This is a genomic window from Variovorax sp. FW305-3-2-15-B-LB1 (genome assembly GCF_058787635.1).
In genome coordinates this window covers 35519-52212 of record NZ_JBYSZY010000025.1, presented here as the reverse complement: position 1 = coordinate 52212, position 16694 = coordinate 35519, and the positions used below count along the sequence as shown (strand labels likewise).

At 69.6% G+C, this 16694-nt stretch carries 14 protein-coding genes; all 14 read right to left on the bottom strand.

The annotated features are described in order from the left end of the window. Positions 1-70 precede the first annotated feature (70 nt). The 14 genes from gmd to AC3WQR_RS16980 are packed head-to-tail and all read right to left on the bottom strand — an operon-like array spanning position 71 to position 16692. Positions 71-1108: a GDP-mannose 4,6-dehydratase gene (gene gmd / locus AC3WQR_RS17045; protein ID WP_159271506.1), complete on the bottom strand. Its 1038-nt coding sequence runs from the start codon at positions 1106-1108 to the stop codon at positions 71-73. A gap of 35 nt (positions 1109-1143) precedes the next feature. Then, entirely contained in the window at positions 1144-2631 is a 1488-nt protein-coding gene (locus AC3WQR_RS17040; RefSeq protein ID WP_492742925.1) for a mannose-1-phosphate guanylyltransferase/mannose-6-phosphate isomerase, read from the bottom strand. A gap of 60 nt (positions 2632-2691) precedes the next feature. After that, positions 2692-3438: a LuxR C-terminal-related transcriptional regulator gene (locus AC3WQR_RS17035; RefSeq protein WP_070061303.1), complete on the bottom strand. Its 747-nt coding sequence runs from the start codon at positions 3436-3438 to the stop codon at positions 2692-2694. A gap of 40 nt (positions 3439-3478) precedes the next feature. Further along, positions 3479-4588, bottom strand: coding sequence for a UDP-glucose 4-epimerase GalE (gene galE, locus AC3WQR_RS17030; protein WP_492742924.1), 1110 nt, complete (start codon positions 4586-4588; stop codon positions 3479-3481). Continuing rightward, positions 4585-5856, bottom strand: a complete 1272-nt coding sequence (locus AC3WQR_RS17025) for a glycosyltransferase WbuB (protein ID WP_492742922.1) — start codon at positions 5854-5856, stop codon at positions 4585-4587. The genes galE and AC3WQR_RS17025 overlap by 4 nt, the downstream gene beginning before the upstream one ends. Next, positions 5853-7121 (bottom strand): polysaccharide biosynthesis protein, encoded by a 1269-nt coding sequence (locus AC3WQR_RS17020; protein ID WP_492742920.1) that lies wholly within the window; start codon positions 7119-7121, stop codon positions 5853-5855. Before AC3WQR_RS17020 ends, AC3WQR_RS17025 begins: the two co-directional genes overlap by 4 nt. Beyond that, the gene (locus AC3WQR_RS17015; RefSeq protein WP_492742918.1) at positions 7118-8074 is read right to left on the bottom strand and encodes a hypothetical protein; all 957 of its coding nucleotides are present in this window, start codon (positions 8072-8074) and stop codon (positions 7118-7120) included. Before AC3WQR_RS17015 ends, AC3WQR_RS17020 begins: the two co-directional genes overlap by 4 nt. A gap of 25 nt (positions 8075-8099) precedes the next feature. After that, positions 8100-9053, bottom strand: a complete 954-nt coding sequence (locus AC3WQR_RS17010; protein ID WP_492742916.1) for a hypothetical protein — start codon at positions 9051-9053, stop codon at positions 8100-8102. After that, positions 9050-10141, bottom strand: coding sequence for a glycosyltransferase (locus AC3WQR_RS17005; protein WP_492742914.1), 1092 nt, complete (start codon positions 10139-10141; stop codon positions 9050-9052). Before AC3WQR_RS17005 ends, AC3WQR_RS17010 begins: the two co-directional genes overlap by 4 nt. Before the next feature lie 24 nt (positions 10142-10165). Continuing rightward, a complete protein-coding gene (locus AC3WQR_RS17000; protein ID WP_492742913.1) occupies positions 10166-11479 on the bottom strand; it encodes a hypothetical protein in 1314 nt (437 codons plus the stop codon). Between the two features lie 19 nt (positions 11480-11498). Next, positions 11499-12476, bottom strand: coding sequence for a GDP-L-fucose synthase family protein (locus AC3WQR_RS16995; protein WP_492742911.1), 978 nt, complete (start codon positions 12474-12476; stop codon positions 11499-11501). Positions 12477-12513: 37 nt separating this feature from the next. Beyond that, positions 12514-13194, bottom strand: coding sequence for a sugar transferase (locus AC3WQR_RS16990; RefSeq protein ID WP_159276456.1), 681 nt, complete (start codon positions 13192-13194; stop codon positions 12514-12516). Then, positions 13191-15470: a polysaccharide biosynthesis tyrosine autokinase gene (locus AC3WQR_RS16985; RefSeq protein ID WP_492742910.1), complete on the bottom strand. Its 2280-nt coding sequence runs from the start codon at positions 15468-15470 to the stop codon at positions 13191-13193. The genes AC3WQR_RS16990 and AC3WQR_RS16985 overlap by 4 nt, the downstream gene beginning before the upstream one ends. 43 nt (positions 15471-15513) lie before the next feature. Beyond that, positions 15514-16692 (bottom strand): polysaccharide biosynthesis/export family protein, encoded by a 1179-nt coding sequence (locus AC3WQR_RS16980; RefSeq protein WP_062473261.1) that lies wholly within the window; start codon positions 16690-16692, stop codon positions 15514-15516. Positions 16693-16694: the final 2 nt, after the last annotated feature.

The following is a 16694-nucleotide window of genomic DNA, read 5'->3' as shown; positions in this document are numbered from 1 at the left end:
GGCACCTTCGGGTGCCGTTTTTGTTGGTCCCGCGCAAATCCTGGTGCGATTCAGGACGGGCCTTCTGCACTCAGAACGACCGGCCTTCGCGGTTGCGCCGCAGATCGGCCTCCACCATCATCGCGCACAGCTCCTCCAGCGTCGTCCGGGGCTCCCAGCCCAGCGTCTTCCTGGCATGCGACGCATCGCCGATGAGCAGTTCCACCTCCGCCGGGCGATAGAACTTCGGATCGATCCTCACGAGGACCTTGCCGCTCTCGCGGTCGATGGCGACCTCTTCCTGCGCCGTCCCTTCGAACCGGAGCTCATAGCCCGCGGCCCTGAACGCCATGTCGACGAAATCCCGCACGGTTTCCGTGCGGTTGGTGGCGAGCACATAGTTGTCCGGCTTGTCGGCCTGCAGCATGCGCCACATGCCATCGACGTATTCCTTCGCATAGCCCCAGTCGCGCTTGGCATCCATGTTGCCCAGCGTGAGCACATCGAGCTTGCCGAGCCGGATCTTGGCCGCCGCGTCGGTGACCTTGCGTGTCACGAATTCGCGGCCGCGCAACGGGCTCTCGTGGTTGAAAAGGATGCCGCAGCAAGCGAAGAGCCCGTAGCTCTCGCGGTAGTTCATCGTCATCCAGTGGGCGAAGAGCTTGGAGACGCCGTACGGGCTGCGGGGATAGAAGGGCGTGTCTTCCTTCTGCGGAATGGCCTGGACGTTGCCGAACATCTCCGACGTCGAGGCCTGGTAGTACCTGATGCCGCGGTCCGTCAGGCGGATCGCGTCGAGCAGGTGGAGGGTGCCCAGTCCGTTGATGTTCGTGGTGGCTTCAGGCTGGTTGAAGCTCGCGCCCACGTAGCTCTGCGCCGCCAGGTTGTAGACCTCGTCGGGCTGCGCATCGCGAATGAGCGTGATCGAACTGCCCAGGTCCGTCAGGTCGTACTCCACGAGATGAAGCTCCGGATGGTCCTGGATGCCGAGCGACTCGATGCGCCAGAAGTTCACCGAACTGGTTCGGCGGAAGGTTCCGTAGACGGTGTAGCCCTTGCCCAGCAGCAGCTCGGCCAGGTACGCCCCGTCCTGTCCGGTAATGCCAGTGACGACAGCACGTTTTTTCATGGCTTCAATGAGGTGAGAGGAAGGGAAGGGACGGGTCAGGCCGGCGCATCGACGCCACGTTCAGCCGTGGGCTGCAGGGCCGCTTGCAACGCGAGCGCCTCGCGCTTCTCGGCCGCGGGGCAGCGGCCGTAGGTGTCGTCGAAGCGCACGATGTCGTCTTCGCCGAGGTAGCTGCCGGTCTGCACCTCGATCACTTCCAGCATCGTCTTGCCGGGGTTCTCCAGCCGGTGGATGGTGCCCGAGGGCAGGTAGATCGACTCGTTCTCCCGCACCAGCAGCACTTCGCCGCCGCGCGTGGCCTTGGCCGTGCCCTTGACGACGATCCAGTGCTCGGCGCGGTGGTGGTGCATCTGCAGCGACAGCTTGCCGCCGGGCTTGACGGTCAGGTGCTTCACCTGGAAGCGCTCACCCGTGTCGATGCTGTCGTAGGCGCCCCAGGGCCGCACCACGCGGCGATGCTCGGTGGCCTCGACCGTGCCCTCGCGCGCCAGCAGGCGCACCACCTCGGCCACCTGTTCGGCGCAGTCCGCGCCCGCGACCAGCACCGCGTCCGGCGTGTCCACGATGATCAGGTCCTCGGTGCCGAGCGCCACCACGGGCCGGTGCGGCGCATGGACGAAGGTGTTGCGCGAGTTCAGCACGCTGCCCGCGCCGCTCACGCGGTTGCCCGCCTCGTCGGCCGGGTGCAGCTGGGCCACGGCGTTCCAGCTGCCCACGTCGCTCCATGCGCCCTCGAAGCGCACCACCGCGACGTCGGCGTGCTTTTCGAGCACCGCGTAGTCGATGCTGTCGCTGCGGCAGCCTTCGAAGGTTTCGCGGTCCAGCCGCACGAAGCTGCCGTCGACCGACACCGCGGCGGTCGCGCGTTCGCAGGTGGCGAGGATGTCGGGCGCATGCGTGCGCAGGGCCGCGACCAGCGTGCGCGCCTGGACCAGGAAGATGCCCGCGTTCCAGCAGTAGTTGCCCTGCAGGATCAGCGTTTGCGCCACCGCTGCCGTCGGCTTCTCGACGAAGCGCGCCACCGCGTGGCTGGGGCCATGGCCCGTGGCCCCGGCCGCCTCGATGTACCCGTAGGCCGTGCTCGGAAAGCTGGGCGCGATGCCGAAGGTGACGATCTTGCCTGCCAGGGCTGCTTCGACGCCGCTGCGCATCGTGGCCTCGAACAGCGCCACGTCGGGAATGTGGTGGTCCGCAGGCGCAAAGAGCAGCAGGTCGTCGGGCTCGGCCAGCAGGGCCGCCGCGGCCATCGCGGCGGCCGTGTTGCGGGGCACGGGCTCGAGGATCTGGCGGCCCTGCGCGTGCGCGTTCTCGATCGCCTCGCGCACCAGGAAGCGATGCTCTTCCGACGCGACGCAGGTGATCGTCCGGTTCAGGGTCGCGAGCCGTTCGAGCGTGAGGTGCAGCAGGCTCTTGTTGCCCACGATCGGTGCGAACTGCTTGGGAAAGGCCTTGCGCGACAGCGGCCACAACCGCGTGCCGCTGCCGCCGCACAGGACCACGGGATGAATGGTGGGGGTGTTCATGGTGACCAGCCTTTGTGTGTGCAGTGGGTGACGAACCGGATCGCTTCGAGGGCGTGCCGCTCAGATCAGGCCCGTGTGAACGGCGAGGTTCACCGCCTGGGCGCGCGAATGCACATGCAGCTTCTTGTAGATGCTCTTGATGTGCACGTTGACCGTCTGGCCGGTGATGCCGAGCTTGGCGCCGATCTCCGCCGAGACGTAGCCCGACGCCACGTGGCGAAGGACCTGGCTCTCGCGCGGTGTCAGCGTCGTGTCGCGCGGCGGCGACGCGTCGTCGGCGGGCTGCGGCTCGCGGGGCTGGTGGTTCAGGCGGTGCAGCAGGCGCCGCGCGAGCCGCGGCGTGATGACGGCGCCGCCGTTCACCACGTGCAGCACCGCATCGGCAAAGCTCTGCAGCCAGGCGTTCTTCAGCAGGTAGCCCGTGGCGCCCAGTTCGAAGGCGCGCAGCACGTGGGCATCGTCCTCGAGCGCGGAGATCACGATGATCTCGCCGTTGCCATGGTGGCGGCGCGCCTCGGCGATCAGCTCGAAGCCCATGCCGTCGCTGAGCCGCAGGTCGACCATCAGCACGTCGAACGCATGCGTGGCCAAGAGCTTGCGCCCCTCGCGGATGCTGTCGGCCTGGCCTTCGAGCTGGATGCGCAGGTCCGACAGCAACTCCTGGGCGATCACCCGGCGCATGTACTCGTCGTCGTCGATGAGCAGCACGCGCACCGGCGATTTTTCCTGGCCCGTCATGAAGTCCGGCCACAGCCTCGCGGCGGGCGCGCACACGGGGGCGGACGGGCCCGGGCGGCGCGGCGCCATCACGGCGGGGGTGGGGTCGCCAGAGGGTGTGAGCGTGTTTTCAGCCATGTTCTTGCCCCGGTTGAAGTGAGTGAGTGACGGCGGTCGGTGCGGCGCCGTCGGCGGCGCGGACCGGGAAGCCCGGCATCGGTTCGTCGAAGCCGCGCGGGTTCGCCAGCTGCCAGCGCCAGCTGTCGGCGCACATCTGGTCCAGGCTGCGCTGTGCGCGCCAGCCGAGCCGGTCCTGGGCGTGCTGCACGTCCGCCCAGTAGGCCGGGGCATCGCCGGGACGGCGCGGACCGATGTGCACCGCAATGCGGCGCCCGCATGCGCGTTCGAAGGCCGCGATCACGTCGAGCACCGACGCGCCGTGCCCCGTGCCCAGGTTCACCGTGAGCAGGCCCCGATGCAGCGTCGCGTACCGCAGGGCCGCCACATGGCCTTCGGCCACGTCCATCACGTGCACGTAGTCGCGCACACCGGTGCCGTCGTGCGTCTCGTAGTCGTTGCCGTGCACGACGACGTGCCCGCGCTCGCCCACCGCGACCTGCGAGACATACGGCACCAGGTTGTCGGGCGGTCCCTGCGGGTGTTCGCCGAGCAGGCCGCTCTCGTGCGCGCCGATGGGGTTGAAGAAACGCAGGCATGCGATGCCCCAGCGCAGATCGGAGCGGGCGAGGTCCGCGAGCATGCGCTCCACCATCACCTTGGAGCGCCCGTAGGGGTTGACGGCCGCGTACGACGCGCTCTCCCGTATCGGCGAGCGCGGGATGTCGCCGTAGACCGTGGCCGAGGACGAGAAGATCAGCGTGCGCACGCCGGCACGCTCCATGGCACGCGCCAGCGCGAGGCTGCCCGCCACGTTGACGTCGTAGTAGCCGAGCGGGTCGCTCACCGAGCGGCTGACCGCCTTCAGCCCCGCGAGATGCAGCACCGCGTCGACCCCGTGCTCGGCGAACACGCGGTCGAGCACCGCCGCGTCGCGCACGTCGCCGCGCACCAGCTGCGGCTGCACACCGCAGATGCGTGCCACGCGCTCCAGCGAACGCGGGTCGCTGTTGACCAGCGTGTCCAGCACCACCGGCAGGTAGCCGGCCGCGATCAACGCCACGCAGGCGTGGCTTCCGACGAAGCCGGCGCCACCCGTCACCAGAATCTTTGAGTGGGTCATGGTTGGGACTCGCGCAGTGGGGATGGCGTGGCCGTGCCTCGGTCTGCCACGCAGCGAAGCAGCGCTTGTTCGAGGCGCGACAGGATGGCGTCCTGGTCGAGCTCCGCCAGCGCGAACGCGCGGCCCGCCGCACCGAGCGCTTGGCGCAGGCCCGGCGAGCACGCGAGCTGCGCGATCGCGTCGGCCAGCACGGCCGCATCGCCCGGGGGCACCACGAAGCCACGGTCCGCGACCACGCGGGCGAGTTCGGTGCCGGGGTGCGCCGTGGCGATCACGGCCTTGCCGCTCGCGAACATGCCGGCCAGCTTCGAGGGCATCACGAGGTCGGCGGCATCGGCGCGCTGCGGCAGCACGTGGATGTCGGCCATGCCCAGCAATTCGTTGAGCCGTTCGGCGGGCTGCAGGTCGAGAAAGTGCACGCGGTCCAGGCCGGCGCAGGCCGACATCAGCGGGCCGCGGCTCGGGCCGTTGCCGCAGATGACGAAGTGAATGTTCCGCCGGTCGGCCAGCAGGCCCGCGGCCTCGGCCAGCAATTCGATGCCCTGCTTGGCGCCCAGGCTGCCCGCATAGAGCACGACCACGGCATCGGGCGCAATGCCCAACTCGGCTCTGTAGCCATCGGCCGCGCGGGGAGCGGGGCGGATCGCCGACACGTCCACCCAGTTCGGAAAGAGAACCAGCCGGCCTTCGCCGATGCCCTTGCTCCTGGCCTTGTCGACCATGGCTGCCGAAATGGTCGACACGCGGTCGAACCTCGCCAGCAACCATCGCTCGAGCGACAGCGCGACACGCCGCATGCCCGCGCCGCGCACGAGGCCCAGGCCGAACGCCGCATCGACTTCGAAGTCCTGGATGTGCAGCCACGACCTGATGCCGAGCAGCTTCGCGAAGCACAGCACCGCGGGCGCGCAGAAAAGCGGCGGCTCCACGACGAACACAAGATCGGGCTTCCAGCGCGCCTGCGCCAGCAGCAGCGGCATGCTCGACAGCATGAACGAGCACAGGTGCGCCACGCGCGCCAGCGCACGCGGTTGCGAAGGCACCCAGGTGGGCGCGCGCCAGACCGTGAGGCCGTTGCGCCCGGTGGTCTTGCGATAGGCCCAGGCCGAATGGCCCTCGAACACCGCCCAGTGCGGGAAGAAGGGCGGCGCCGCGATCACGCGCACGTCGTGGCCTCGGGCCTGCAGCCAGTCGGCCATCTCGCCCGAGTACTTGCCGATGCCGGCCAGCTCGGGCGCGAAGTTCATCGAGTACAGCAGGATCTTCACGGCGAGCTCCCCAGGGCCGGGCGCAGGAGGCGCACGATCGGAAAGAAGCCGAACAGCGCGCGCATGCGCAGCTCGTACAGCACGAAGTCGGTGACGAAGGCGATGAAGAAGACGTAGTGCGGCTTGTCGGGAAAGAGCGAGATCACGACGCCATACGAGGCCAGCCGCAGCGAGAACTCCAGCAGCGTCCACCACCCGAGCGAGCCCATCGTGGCGTTCAGCGCGAGCATCGTTTCGTGGTGGACCGTGTAGGTCCTCAGCAGGAAGTACGGCGCGATGCACACGAAGATGTCGCGCGCCTCGGGGCCGAGCTTCAGCAGTGGCGCGGCCACCGCCATCAGCCCCGCCAGCCCCACGAAGAGCACGCAGCCGAGCAGGAACGAATGCCGCGCCAGCCGCAGCTTCTCGATCGTCAGGTTGCCCGCGTTGGCGTCCAGCATCGCCGGCGTCTTCGTGACGAGAAAGGCCTGCACGAACTGCGAGGGCGCCTCCGCGAGAAGGAAGGCCAGCTTGAACGCGCCCACGTAGCCCAGCGGCATGAAGAGCGCCACCAGCAGCAGGTCCGACTTGCGCAGCAGGAAGGTCAGCAGCGCATACACCGTGGCGCTGGCCTGCGACGCGAGCGCCAGCACGGGCGGCCCGGCCGGCGGCGCTGCGCCGTTCGCCGGCAGGAAGATGGCCGCGCCCACGAGCACCAAGGCCAGCAGATTGATGGCGAGCAGGTGCGCCACGCCGATCTCCAGGCCGAGCGCAGCGAGCGTCGCCACGCCCAGCACCAGCACGGTCGCGCGCACGCCCGACTCCAGGTTGAGCAGGCCCGCATGGCCCAGGCCCCGGCTGTACGACAGGCGCAGGCTGTTGAAGGCGAAGACCGCGAGCGACAGCAGGATCAGCATGAAGGGCGCGCCGGCCACCGGCAGGCGCTGCGCCCCCACGACGCCGGCCGCGAGCAGCGCGGCCAGCGGCAGCCCGATCGCCAGCGTGCGCAGCAGGTCGCCGCGCGTCACCCGGGGCGGCACGCTTGCGGCATTGCGCGAGAACAGCAGCGAACTGCCCAGCGTGCCCACGACCAGCGCCACTTCGAGCACCGACTGGTAGACGGAGTACTCGCCGAAGCGCGCGGGCGCCACCTGCGCCGCGATCAGGAAGATCGCCAGGAAACCCGACAGGTACACATACAGCCGCGACGCGAGCGCCCCCAGTCCCAGGCGCTGTGCCAAGCGGATGCCGGGCAGGGCGAACGAGGTGCCGGCGGCGGGCTTCATGGCGTGCTCCCGTCCGCGGGGTGCTTCGGCGTTGGCGCCTGCGCGACGCCCAGGGTGTCGGCCATGCGGCGCGCGCGCGAGGCGATCCGGTGCGCGTTGTTCTTGGCCCGGCGTGCCATCTGCAGTGCCCAGGTCAGCACCGCAACGGCGTACACGCGGCGATGCAGAGCGGGCTGCATCGCCAGCTTGGCGGCGCCCTGGAAGTGCAGCGCGAGCACGCGCACCGTCTCGCCCGCCGGCGTCTGCAGGCAAGGCTGGCCGTCGACGAAGGCCAGGCGCTTGGCGCCGCCGCGCACGCGGAACTCGCGCACGAAGTGGTTGGTGCCGCCGTTGACGTTGTGGTCGATCACCTGGCCGTCGAACACCCGATTGATCGGCACCGTGTTGCCGCTGGCCTGCGCCCACAGGTACAGCAGCGTCATGTCGGACACCCCGCCGCGCACGCTGCGGGCCGCGAAGCGCTCGGCGATCTCGCGCAGCTGGTGCAGGCCGGCGGGCGTGCTGTACATACGGATGAGGCAGGCGACGAAGTCCTGCAGGCCGGCCGCCGTCCAGTAGCTCACGTGCGGCGAGATCTGGCAGGGGTTCCAGCCGTCCGTGGGCAGGATGCTGGAGCCGGAGAAGTCGGCCTTGCCCACCAGGCGTGCAATGTGCGCGCCGACGCCTTGAAACAGCAGCACGTCGCTGTCGATCAGCACGAAGGCACGGCAGTCGGGGTGCGCTGCGAGATGGTTCGCCAGGAGGAAGTAGCGCCGGAAGCAGATCTTCTCGAACGCCGGCGTGTTGCTCGACAGGTGCACGTAGGCCTGGCAGAAGCGTTCGTATGCCGGTCCGGCGTCGGTGTCCGACAGGACGACGAGCTGCTCCTGCGCCATGGCCGCGGATTCGCAGCACAGGCGCAGGGCCGTGTTCTGGCGGTCTTCCGCAACGATGAAGGGGAGGGCGTGGTCCATGGTCGGGCAAGCGGGTTGGTACGGGTCAGGGCCGCGGCGCGGTGGCGCTGCGCACCAGCGCGACGTGGGCGGGAAGAAAGTGAAAGTCGGCGTCCAGCGGCATGTCGAGCGTGAGCATTCCGCCCCGGGCGTTCGCATCGCCGATCCAGCCACGCAGTTGCGCGGCCGAGAAGCGCGGCGCGCTCGGCTGGGCCCAGGAAGCGCCCAGCGGCGTCAGCACGTGCAGCCGGAGTTCGGAGGGCGGCGAGGCCAGGCGTGCGGCGGGCTGCAGGTACTCGCCTGCCATGAGGTTCTGGCACGGCGCGCTCTTGAGGCTGAAGCGCGCCGCCCCCTCGCCGGCATTGAAGGCCAGCCACCGGGTGGGTGCGCCGTTGCGCGCGGCCGCGCAGAACCGGTCCCAGTCGCGCGTCGTCATGCCCGTCGTGTTGTAGACGCCGTCGAACCACCAGCCCGTGGCGAGTGGGCCGTAGTGCTGCGACCAGCTGTCGATCACCGCCGACCAGGCGGCGATGAAGCGCGTCGGCGGTGGCTGCTGCTCGGAGACATCGCCCAGGCATTCCATCAGGTAGGCATCCCCTTGCGGCGCGCGGAAGGGCAGGTAGAGGATCAGCGCGATGCCGTGGCGCCGCAGCGCGCGGCCGATCTCCATCGGCAGGTCGCGCGGCGAACGGTGCGCGGCGCTGCGCGGGCACAGTGCTTCGAGGGCGGCATTCGGTGCGATGAACTGGCCGTTGTTCTGCCCGAGCGTGAGGATGAGATGGCTGGCGCGCATCTCCGCGAGCGAAGCGGCGAAGGCGTCGACGTCGAAGCGGCCGATGCCGGCGATGGACTGCTTGTCGGGCAGGTAATGCACCATCACGCCGAAGCCAGGGACGCCCTGCGTTTCGGGAAGTGCTGCGACGGCCGGCCGCACCCACGCGGCCAGCCCGAGCGCCAGCACCGCGAGCGCGCGAAGCAGGGAGCGTGCGCGGTTCGTCATGGCGTGGCCCTCGCCAGCGACGCGTCACCGCGCTTCAGCCTGAGGTAACTCGCCGCCACCGCGCCCGGCGTGCAGGCCCGCGAGAGCGACCATGCGGGGCGCGTGCGCTGGTGCGCGGCCAGGTAGCGCTCGATGCCGCCGAGGCCGACGAATTCGTTGCCGATGAAGAACGCGTAGCCCGCGAAGAGCTCCCGGTGCACCGGAAGGTCCGAGAGCAGCAGCGGCACGCCCAGCGTGGCCGCCTCGGCGGCCGACAGGTTGAAGCCCTCGAAGGTGGACAGCGAGATGAAGGCCGTCGCGCCCCGGTACAGCCGCAGGAGTTCTTCCCGCGATACCAGCCCCCGGTGCCGCACGCAGCCGCGGAACGCGGGCGCCATGGCCGAGATCATGCGTTCGACCTCCTTGGCGCCGTTGCCGGTGATGTCGAGGTAGTCGACCAGGCCCTGGCGCTTCATGCGCACGAACAGCTTCAGGATGCCCTCGAAGTTCTTGTGCGGGTAGTAGTGGTAGGCCGCGATCAGGTAGCGTCCGTCAGGCGCTGCCGTGTGGTCGGCGTTCGCGGTGACGGCACCCGCATCCACGGGATTGAAGATCACCGCCGGGTGCTCGCAGCGCCTGAAGTGCCGCTCGAAGTCTTCCTGGCTGCTGCGGCTGATGAAGACCACGTCGGCGGCGCTGCGCGCGACGCGGTGCAGGTTCCAGTCGAGCCAGAGGCGCTTGCGCGCGCTGAAGTACTGCGGGTACGACTTGTACTGCACGTCGTGCACCACCACGATCGAATCCCGATGGCGGCCGAAGGGCGCCAGCAGCGAGAACGGCAGGAAGTAGTTCGGGAACAGCGAGTACACGCGCTCCCCGCGCAGCCACCCGCGCACCAGGTGGACGTTGTAGAGCAGCGTGTCGAGGATGAAGCGGCTGATCTTCAGCCGCCGTGCGGCCGCGTACAGGTGCGGATGGCGCTCGCTGATCGGCTGCACCTCGTGGCCCGGCGCGTCGCGCATGCTCTCGAGCAGCACCTCGGACACGTTCAGCACCCCACCCGCCGACGCGTTGAGCCGGATCGTGTCGTAGAAGAGGTAGGTGGCCATGGTCGCTCCTGCGTGCGTGCGTTCTCATGCGGTCGGCAGGCTGGCGCGCGCCGGGCGGGGGGCCGGCCTGCGGAACCACGCCGCGAGGCTGCCGGCGACGACGGCCGCGACCAGCCCCGAGACGGCGAACGGTCCCCAGCCCAGGATCGGCCCGCGCAGGAACGGCACGTAGGCCGCCAGCAGCACCAGCGCGCACAGGTAGCCGGCCGTCAGCGTGCGTTGCGGGTCGACAGCCTTGTCGACGAGGCGAAAGAGCGCCGAGACCGCGAAGCCCAGCAGGGCTGGGCCCGCCAGCCCGAAGTCGAAGTAGGCGGTGGTGAAGGGCGGCAGCGACAGGTTGCTCTGGGAGAAGTTGCCCAGCACGGCCGGCCAGCCGAGCGGGTCGTAGCCCGGGAACATCTTCAGTTCGCGCGGCAGGATGAAGGAGAAGGCCGAGAGCAGGTAGCGCCCGTAGCCCAGATCGGGCGAGGGCGCACGCTCCAGGATGCCCGCGACGACGAACATCGCGTCGAAGTCCTGGCTGAAGGGGTACGACGCCAGCTCCGCGCCCCACATGGCGTCCCGCGAAATCAGGTTCAGCACCGGCCCCAGGCCCGCGATGGCGCCGAAGATCACGGCGGCGAGCGTCCACCGGTGGCGCCGCCCCAGGGCATGGATGAGCAGCGGAAGCAGCCCGATCAGGATGACCTGGCGCGCCGTGTTGACCGGGTTCGCGGCGATGGCGGCCAGTGCGAACGCGAGGCCCGCGACGCACCAGGCCCACAGCGTGCGCTGGCGCGTGGCGTGGATCGCGAGCGCCACGCAGCACAGCAGCACCATGAGCTTGGGCAGCGTGGAATAGACGATGTACTGGACCGGCGCGGCCTCCTCTTCGGAAATCACGCCGCGCGCCGTGAAGTTCATGTCGGGGCGCAGGAAGAGCATGGCGAACGCCACCTCCAGGCAGGCCAGCAGCAGGAAGGGGTGGGCGACGCCGGCACTGAGCGCGCGCTGCGCCGGCCGGGGCGTGGCGGGCGGCTCGGGCAGGCCCAGCCGTGCGGCTTCCACGCCGGCCATGTACAGCAGCACGAGCATCAACGCCTGCGTGTGCGCGGCCTGCCCGACGATGCCGACCTCCCAGAAGTCGGTGTCGGCCGCAATCTGCATCGCCGGCGCCAGCGAGAAGTAGATGAGAACCGCCGTGTAGTGGATCAGCAGGAACACGCTGTTGCCAGCGGTGCCCAGCATCGACAGCTGCACCACCGTCAGCACGAACACCACCCCGTAGCCCCAGACAGGATCGATCAGCCCGCACAGTGCGGCGCAGACGATGCCGGACCAGAAGACGAGGGTTCTCATGGCGAGGTCCGTTTCTGCTTCAGGCGTGCTCGGCCTCGGCGGCGGTCCGGCGCGCCGCCTGGTAGTCCGCATAGGTGCGGCGCAGCCCTTCGGCCAGCGGCACGGTGGCGTGCCACCCGAAGCTGGCCGCGCGCGACACGTCCAGCAGCTTTCGCGGTGCGCCGTCGGGCTGGGCCAGGTCGTAGTGGATGCTGCCCTCGTAGCCCACCACCTCGCGGATGTGCTCCACCAGCTCGGCGATCGAGACGTCCTCGCCCGTGCCGAGGTTGATGTGGCCGCGCATCGGATCGGTGTGCTGGTCGTAGGCGGCGCGCGACAGGTTCATCACGTCCAGGCAGCCTTCGACCATGTCGTCCACGTAGAGGAACTCGCGCCGTGCCCGGCCGCTGCCCCAGATCAGCACGCTCGGCGTGCGGCTGATCTTGGCCAGGTGAAAGCGCTGGATCAGCGCCGGCACCACGTGGCTGTTCTCCAGGTGGTAGTTGTCGCCGGGGCCGTAGAGGTTGCTCGGCATCACGCTGCGGAAGTCGACGCCGTGCGTGGCGCCGTACTGCCGGTTGTAGCTCTCGCACAGCTTGATGCCCGCGATCTTGGCGATCGCGTAGGGCTCGTTGGTGGGCTCGAGCTTGCCGGTGAGCAGGGCCTCCTCGCGGATCGGCTGTTCGGCCAGGCGCGGGTAGATGCAACTCGAGCCGAGGAACAGCAGCCGCTTGACGCCGGCGAGAAAGGCCTGGTGCGTGAGGTTGGCCGCGATCAGCAGGTTCTCGTAGATGAACTGCGCGGGGTAGGTCATGTTGGCGTGGATGCCGCCGACCTTGGCTGCCGCCACGTAGACCTGGTCGACGCGCTCGGTCGCGAAGAAGCGCGCGACGGCGGCCTGGTCGAGCAGGTCGAGCTCGGCGTGGCTGCGCGTCACGACCTCGTGGCCGAGTTCGCCCAGGCGCCTCGTGAGCGTCTGGCCGACCATTCCGCGATGACCTGCAACATAGATTCGCATGGCGTTCTTTCAGTGAAGGAAGAGGGGGCTTCGGGTCTCAGCGCGAACCGCGCGCCCCGAGCACGACGCGGAAGGTTTTCAGCAGGATCACCACGTCGCGCAGCAGCGACAGCGTGGCGACGTACTCGGCGTCCATGGCGGCGCGGCGGCGGTAGCTCACCTCGTTGCGTCCGCTGATCTGCCACAGGCCCGTGATGCCCGGGCGCACCGCGCAGTAGTACGCCCAGTACGGGCCGTAGAGCTCCTTCTGGGCAAACATGCAGGGGCGCGGGCCGACCATGCTCATGTCGCCCTTGAGCACGTTCCAGAACTGCGGAAATTCGTCGATGCTGTAGCGGCGCAGGAAGGCGCCGAAGCGGGTGATCCGCGGGTCGTGCTCGAGCTTCTGGAACTTCTCCCATTCGCGCCGCGCCGCGTCGTTCTCGCGCAGGTGGCGGGCCAGCAGGGCATCGGCGTCGGGCGCCATGGTGCGGAACTTGTAGAAGCGGAAGATCCGGCCGTCCCTGCCGTAGCGCGGCTGCACGTAGATGGCCGGGCCGCCCGAGGTCAGCAGCACGCCGAGGGCGATCAGCGCGTAGGCCCAACCCAGGAACAGGAAGAAGGCGCCCGCCAGGAGGATGTCCATGGCGCGCTTGGCGGCCTGCAGGAGCCGCGAGCCGCCCACCGGCACGGGGCGCGCGGCGGTGCGGTGCGGCGTGCGTGAAAGGTGCGTGCTCATGATGTCGCGCGCTCCGGTTCGGCGCGGGGGGTGTGCCCCAGCGCGGGCGGATAGATGTTCGGCGGCAGGCCGTAGGGCCCGTAGTCGTAGCCGTAGGCGTTGTGGCGTTGCCGCGCGTCCTGCGCGTTGAGCACCACGCCGTGGAACGCCGCGCCCACGTGCGCCAGCCGCTTGGCACTCTCCACCAGGTCGCCCAGCTCGCTGTCGCCGGCGCGGGCCACGAGCATCAGGGTGCCCACGTCCGGTGACATCGCCACGGTCTCGGTCGCCAGCAGGATCGGCGGTGCATCGATGACCACGGCGTCGTACAGCGCCGAGAGGGTCTCCAGCAGGCGCGTGAACGCAGTGGAACCCATCATCGTGGCCGGATCGAGCGGCAGCTTGCCGGTGGTGATCACGTCCAGGTGCGGCAGCACCTGCGCATGCACCGCCTGCGCGAGCGTGGCGGTGCCGGCGATCAGCTCCGACAGGCCGGTGGTCGCCTTGAGCCCGAACTGGCTCGCCAGCTTGCCGCGGCGCATGTCGGCGTCGATCAGCAGCACGCGCCTGCCGGAGGCCGCCAGCACGGCCGAGAAGTTCGCCGACAGGAAGGTCTTGCCCGCGCCCGGCGTGGCGCTGGTCAGCAGGATGCGGTTGTTCTGCGCGCCCGCCATCAGGAAGCCCAGCGCGGTGCGCAGCCTGCGCACGCCTTCGAGCGCCGGGTCGTCCGGGTGCGAGGCCGCCAGCAGCTTCACCCCGGGCCGGCCCTGGCGGATGGCGCGGTCGAGCGCGCCCTGCCGCGTGCTGAGTGCGATCGTGCTGTAGACGTTCAGGCCGGTGCGCATCTCGATCTCGTCGGGGGTGGCGACCGTGTTCTTGAGCACCTTGCGAAGCACCGACGTGACCGCGCCCAGGAACAGCCCCACGACCAGCGCCAGCGCCATCACGATCACCGCCTTGGGCCGCACCGGCTTCTCGGGCGACAGCGCCTGGTCGAGCACGCGCACGTTGCCGATGCGGCCTTCGCGGGCCAGGCGCATCTGCAGCGAGCTGTTCAGGAGCGACGAATAGAGCTCGGTGTTGACCTTGATGTCGCGCTGCATGCGCAGCGAGTTCTGCTGCAGCATCGGCATGCGGCGGATGCGGTTGTCCACGCCGCCCAGCTCCTTGCGCAACGAGGCGATCTGCGCGTCGAGCGTGATCAGCATCGGGTGCTGGCTGGTGAAGCGGCTCGCCAGGTCCAGGCGCTTCTGGCGCGCGTCGAGCAGCTTGGCCTGCAGGTCGACGTTCTGCGACAGCGCGTTGCGCGCCTCGTCGTCCAGGCTGATGGTTCCGTTCTGGTTGCGGTACTGGTTGTAGGCCTCTTCCGACTGTTCCAGCTGCTGCTTGAACTTGGGCAGCTCGGTGCCCAGGAAGTTCAGCGTGCGCTCGGCCTGCGCGGTCTTCTGGTCGATGTTCTGCCGCATGTACAGGCGCGCCACCTCGTTGAGCAGGTTCGCCAGGTGCTCGCGATCGTCGGTCTGCCAGCTCACGTCGATCACGCTGGACTGCTTGCCCTTCTCGATCACGCGCAGCTCGCGCTGCAGCTCGAGCATGGTGAGCTGCGTGGAATGCCGCGTCAGCTCGAAGGCGCCGCCGGGCCGGGCGTCGATCGAGGCCACGAGCAGGTGGACCGTGCCGCCCGGCACCGAGCTGTCCTGCGGCTCGCCGACCCGGCCGTGCAGCGGGGTGTCGAGGTCGGGGTGCGTCAGGGTGTAGGCGCCGTCCTTGCCAGTGGTCAGCAGGAACTTCTTGCCCTCGAGGGCCGGCGGCACGTCCATCTGCGCGACCGCGATCCGCTCGGTGCCCGACACATAGCCGCGCATGCCGAGGAAGCCCGGCCTGGACAGCGTCTTCGAATGCCGCGCCATGAACGCGCCCACGACCGGGATGTAGTGCGGGCGGGCCTTGATGAACAGCTTGGTGTTCTCGATCGCCTGGCCGAGCACCATGCGCGACTTCAGGATCTCGGCCTCGCCCGAGGTCGGCGTCTTCACGCCCACGCCGTTGACCGCGGCATCGCCCGCGCCGCCGGGCGAACGTTCGGCATCCTCGAGCTGGATCAGCACGTTCGCTTCGTACACGCGCGGCCCGAAGAGCGCGTAGCCCGCGCCCAGCACCAACACCGCGGCGGTGACCGAGGCGATCAGCCATCGGTTGTCCAGCATCAGGTCGACGTATTCCTTGAACCGCGAGTGCGGGCGCTCGGGTTCCGGGCTGTACGGTGCGGGAAGCGGGGGGTACCAACGCGCATTCATGGGCTTCACCTTCTTTGTCGTGTTCGGGCCGGGGCTGCGCGGCCTACCTGCTGCGGGCGGTGTCGCGCGCGAGGTTGATCACCTGGGCGGCGGGAAGGATCAGGTTGGCGACCCGGTTCCACGAGACCAGCGGCACGCGGTCGACATAGACCACGTCGCGCGGCCGCAGCTCGAAGCGGTCGGCCAGTGCGAGCGCGGCCGGGTTCTTCGCGTTCAGGCTGAAGATCTGCGGCGTGTCGGGCGTCTGCGGCGAGTTGCGGATCACGTAGATCTGCCCGGGGTCGGCCGTGAGCAGGTCGGGCCCGCCCGCATCGCCGAGGGCCTCGTTCAGGCTCATGCGGCCGTTGCGCATCAGCAGCGCCGAGGGCCGCAGGATCTCGCCCATCACGTAGATGCGGCTGTCGTCCCGGCTGCCGACGTACACGATGTCGCCGTTGCGCAGCGGAATGTTGTTGGCGTCGGCGCCGAAGCGCTTGAGCTGCATCAGGTCGATGACCACCGTGCGGTCGCCGCGCGTGAGCGTCACATGCGAACGGTCGCCCCCGGCGGTGATGCTGCCCGCGCGGTTGAGCGCCTCGGACAGCGTCATCGGGATGTCCGTGAAGATCTGCAGCCCCGGCGTGCGGACCTCGCCCTCGACATAGGCGCGCTGGCTGCGGAACGACTGGATGCGCACGCTCACCAGCGGTGCCTTGATGATGCTGCCGATGCGTTTGGCGATCAGCTCGGACGCACCGCTTTCCGTCAGGCCCTGCAGCCGGGTGCGGCCGATGTAGGGAAAGCTGATCTCGCCCGCGGCATCGACGATGAAGCCCGGCGCCACGGTGACGCCGGTCGGGTCGCTCTGCTGCGCGATCACCGCGCCCAGGTTGGGCTGCAGCTCGGGGTTGTTGTAGACGGTGATGCCCACCACGTCCCCCGGCCCGATGGTGTAGGGCGCGGGCCGGCCGAACAGCGCCTTCACGTCGGGCGGGATGCCCGTGTTCCCGGCGAGCTGCGCGCGGACCAGCTCCGGCGTGATGGCCGCGATCCTGCCGCCGGCCGTGCCGTCGGCCGACTGCAGCGGGCCCGGCGTGCCGAAGCCGGGTGCGCAGCCGCACAAGCCGAGCGACAGCAGCAGCGCCATGGCGCGCGACCGGAAGCGGCCACCGGGAAGGGCGCGGGCGCCCTCGGTGGCGAGGAGGCGCTCGCCGCGCGGGTTCGCTGGGGTTGCGGATGTCATGG

Bases quoted from the DNA above. Each gene is read 5' to 3' on its own strand.
- gmd (WP_159271506.1), bottom strand. From the start codon at position 1,108: ATGAAAAAACGTGCTGTCGTCACTGGCATTACCGGACAGGACGGGGCG.
- AC3WQR_RS17040 (WP_492742925.1), bottom strand. From the start codon at position 2,631: ATGAACACCCCCACCATTCATCCCGTGGTCCTGTGCGGCGGCAGCGGC.
- AC3WQR_RS17035 (WP_070061303.1), bottom strand. From the start codon at position 3,438: ATGGCGCCGCGCCGCCCGGGCCCGTCCGCCCCCGTGTGCGCGCCCGCC.
- galE (WP_492742924.1), bottom strand. From the start codon at position 4,588: ATGACCCACTCAAAGATTCTGGTGACGGGTGGCGCCGGCTTCGTCGGA.
- AC3WQR_RS17020 (WP_492742920.1), bottom strand. From the start codon at position 7,121: ATGAAGCCCGCCGCCGGCACCTCGTTCGCCCTGCCCGGCATCCGCTTG.
- AC3WQR_RS17015 (WP_492742918.1), bottom strand. From the start codon at position 8,074: ATGGACCACGCCCTCCCCTTCATCGTTGCGGAAGACCGCCAGAACACG.
- AC3WQR_RS17010 (WP_492742916.1), bottom strand. From the start codon at position 9,053: ATGACGAACCGCGCACGCTCCCTGCTTCGCGCGCTCGCGGTGCTGGCG.
- AC3WQR_RS17005 (WP_492742914.1), bottom strand. From the start codon at position 10,141: ATGGCCACCTACCTCTTCTACGACACGATCCGGCTCAACGCGTCGGCG.
- AC3WQR_RS17000 (WP_492742913.1), bottom strand. From the start codon at position 11,479: ATGAGAACCCTCGTCTTCTGGTCCGGCATCGTCTGCGCCGCACTGTGC.
- AC3WQR_RS16995 (WP_492742911.1), bottom strand. From the start codon at position 12,476: ATGCGAATCTATGTTGCAGGTCATCGCGGAATGGTCGGCCAGACGCTC.
- AC3WQR_RS16990 (WP_159276456.1), bottom strand. From the start codon at position 13,194: ATGAGCACGCACCTTTCACGCACGCCGCACCGCACCGCCGCGCGCCCC.
- AC3WQR_RS16985 (WP_492742910.1), bottom strand. From the start codon at position 15,470: ATGAATGCGCGTTGGTACCCCCCGCTTCCCGCACCGTACAGCCCGGAA.
- AC3WQR_RS16980 (WP_062473261.1), bottom strand. From the start codon at position 16,692: ATGACATCCGCAACCCCAGCGAACCCGCGCGGCGAGCGCCTCCTCGCC.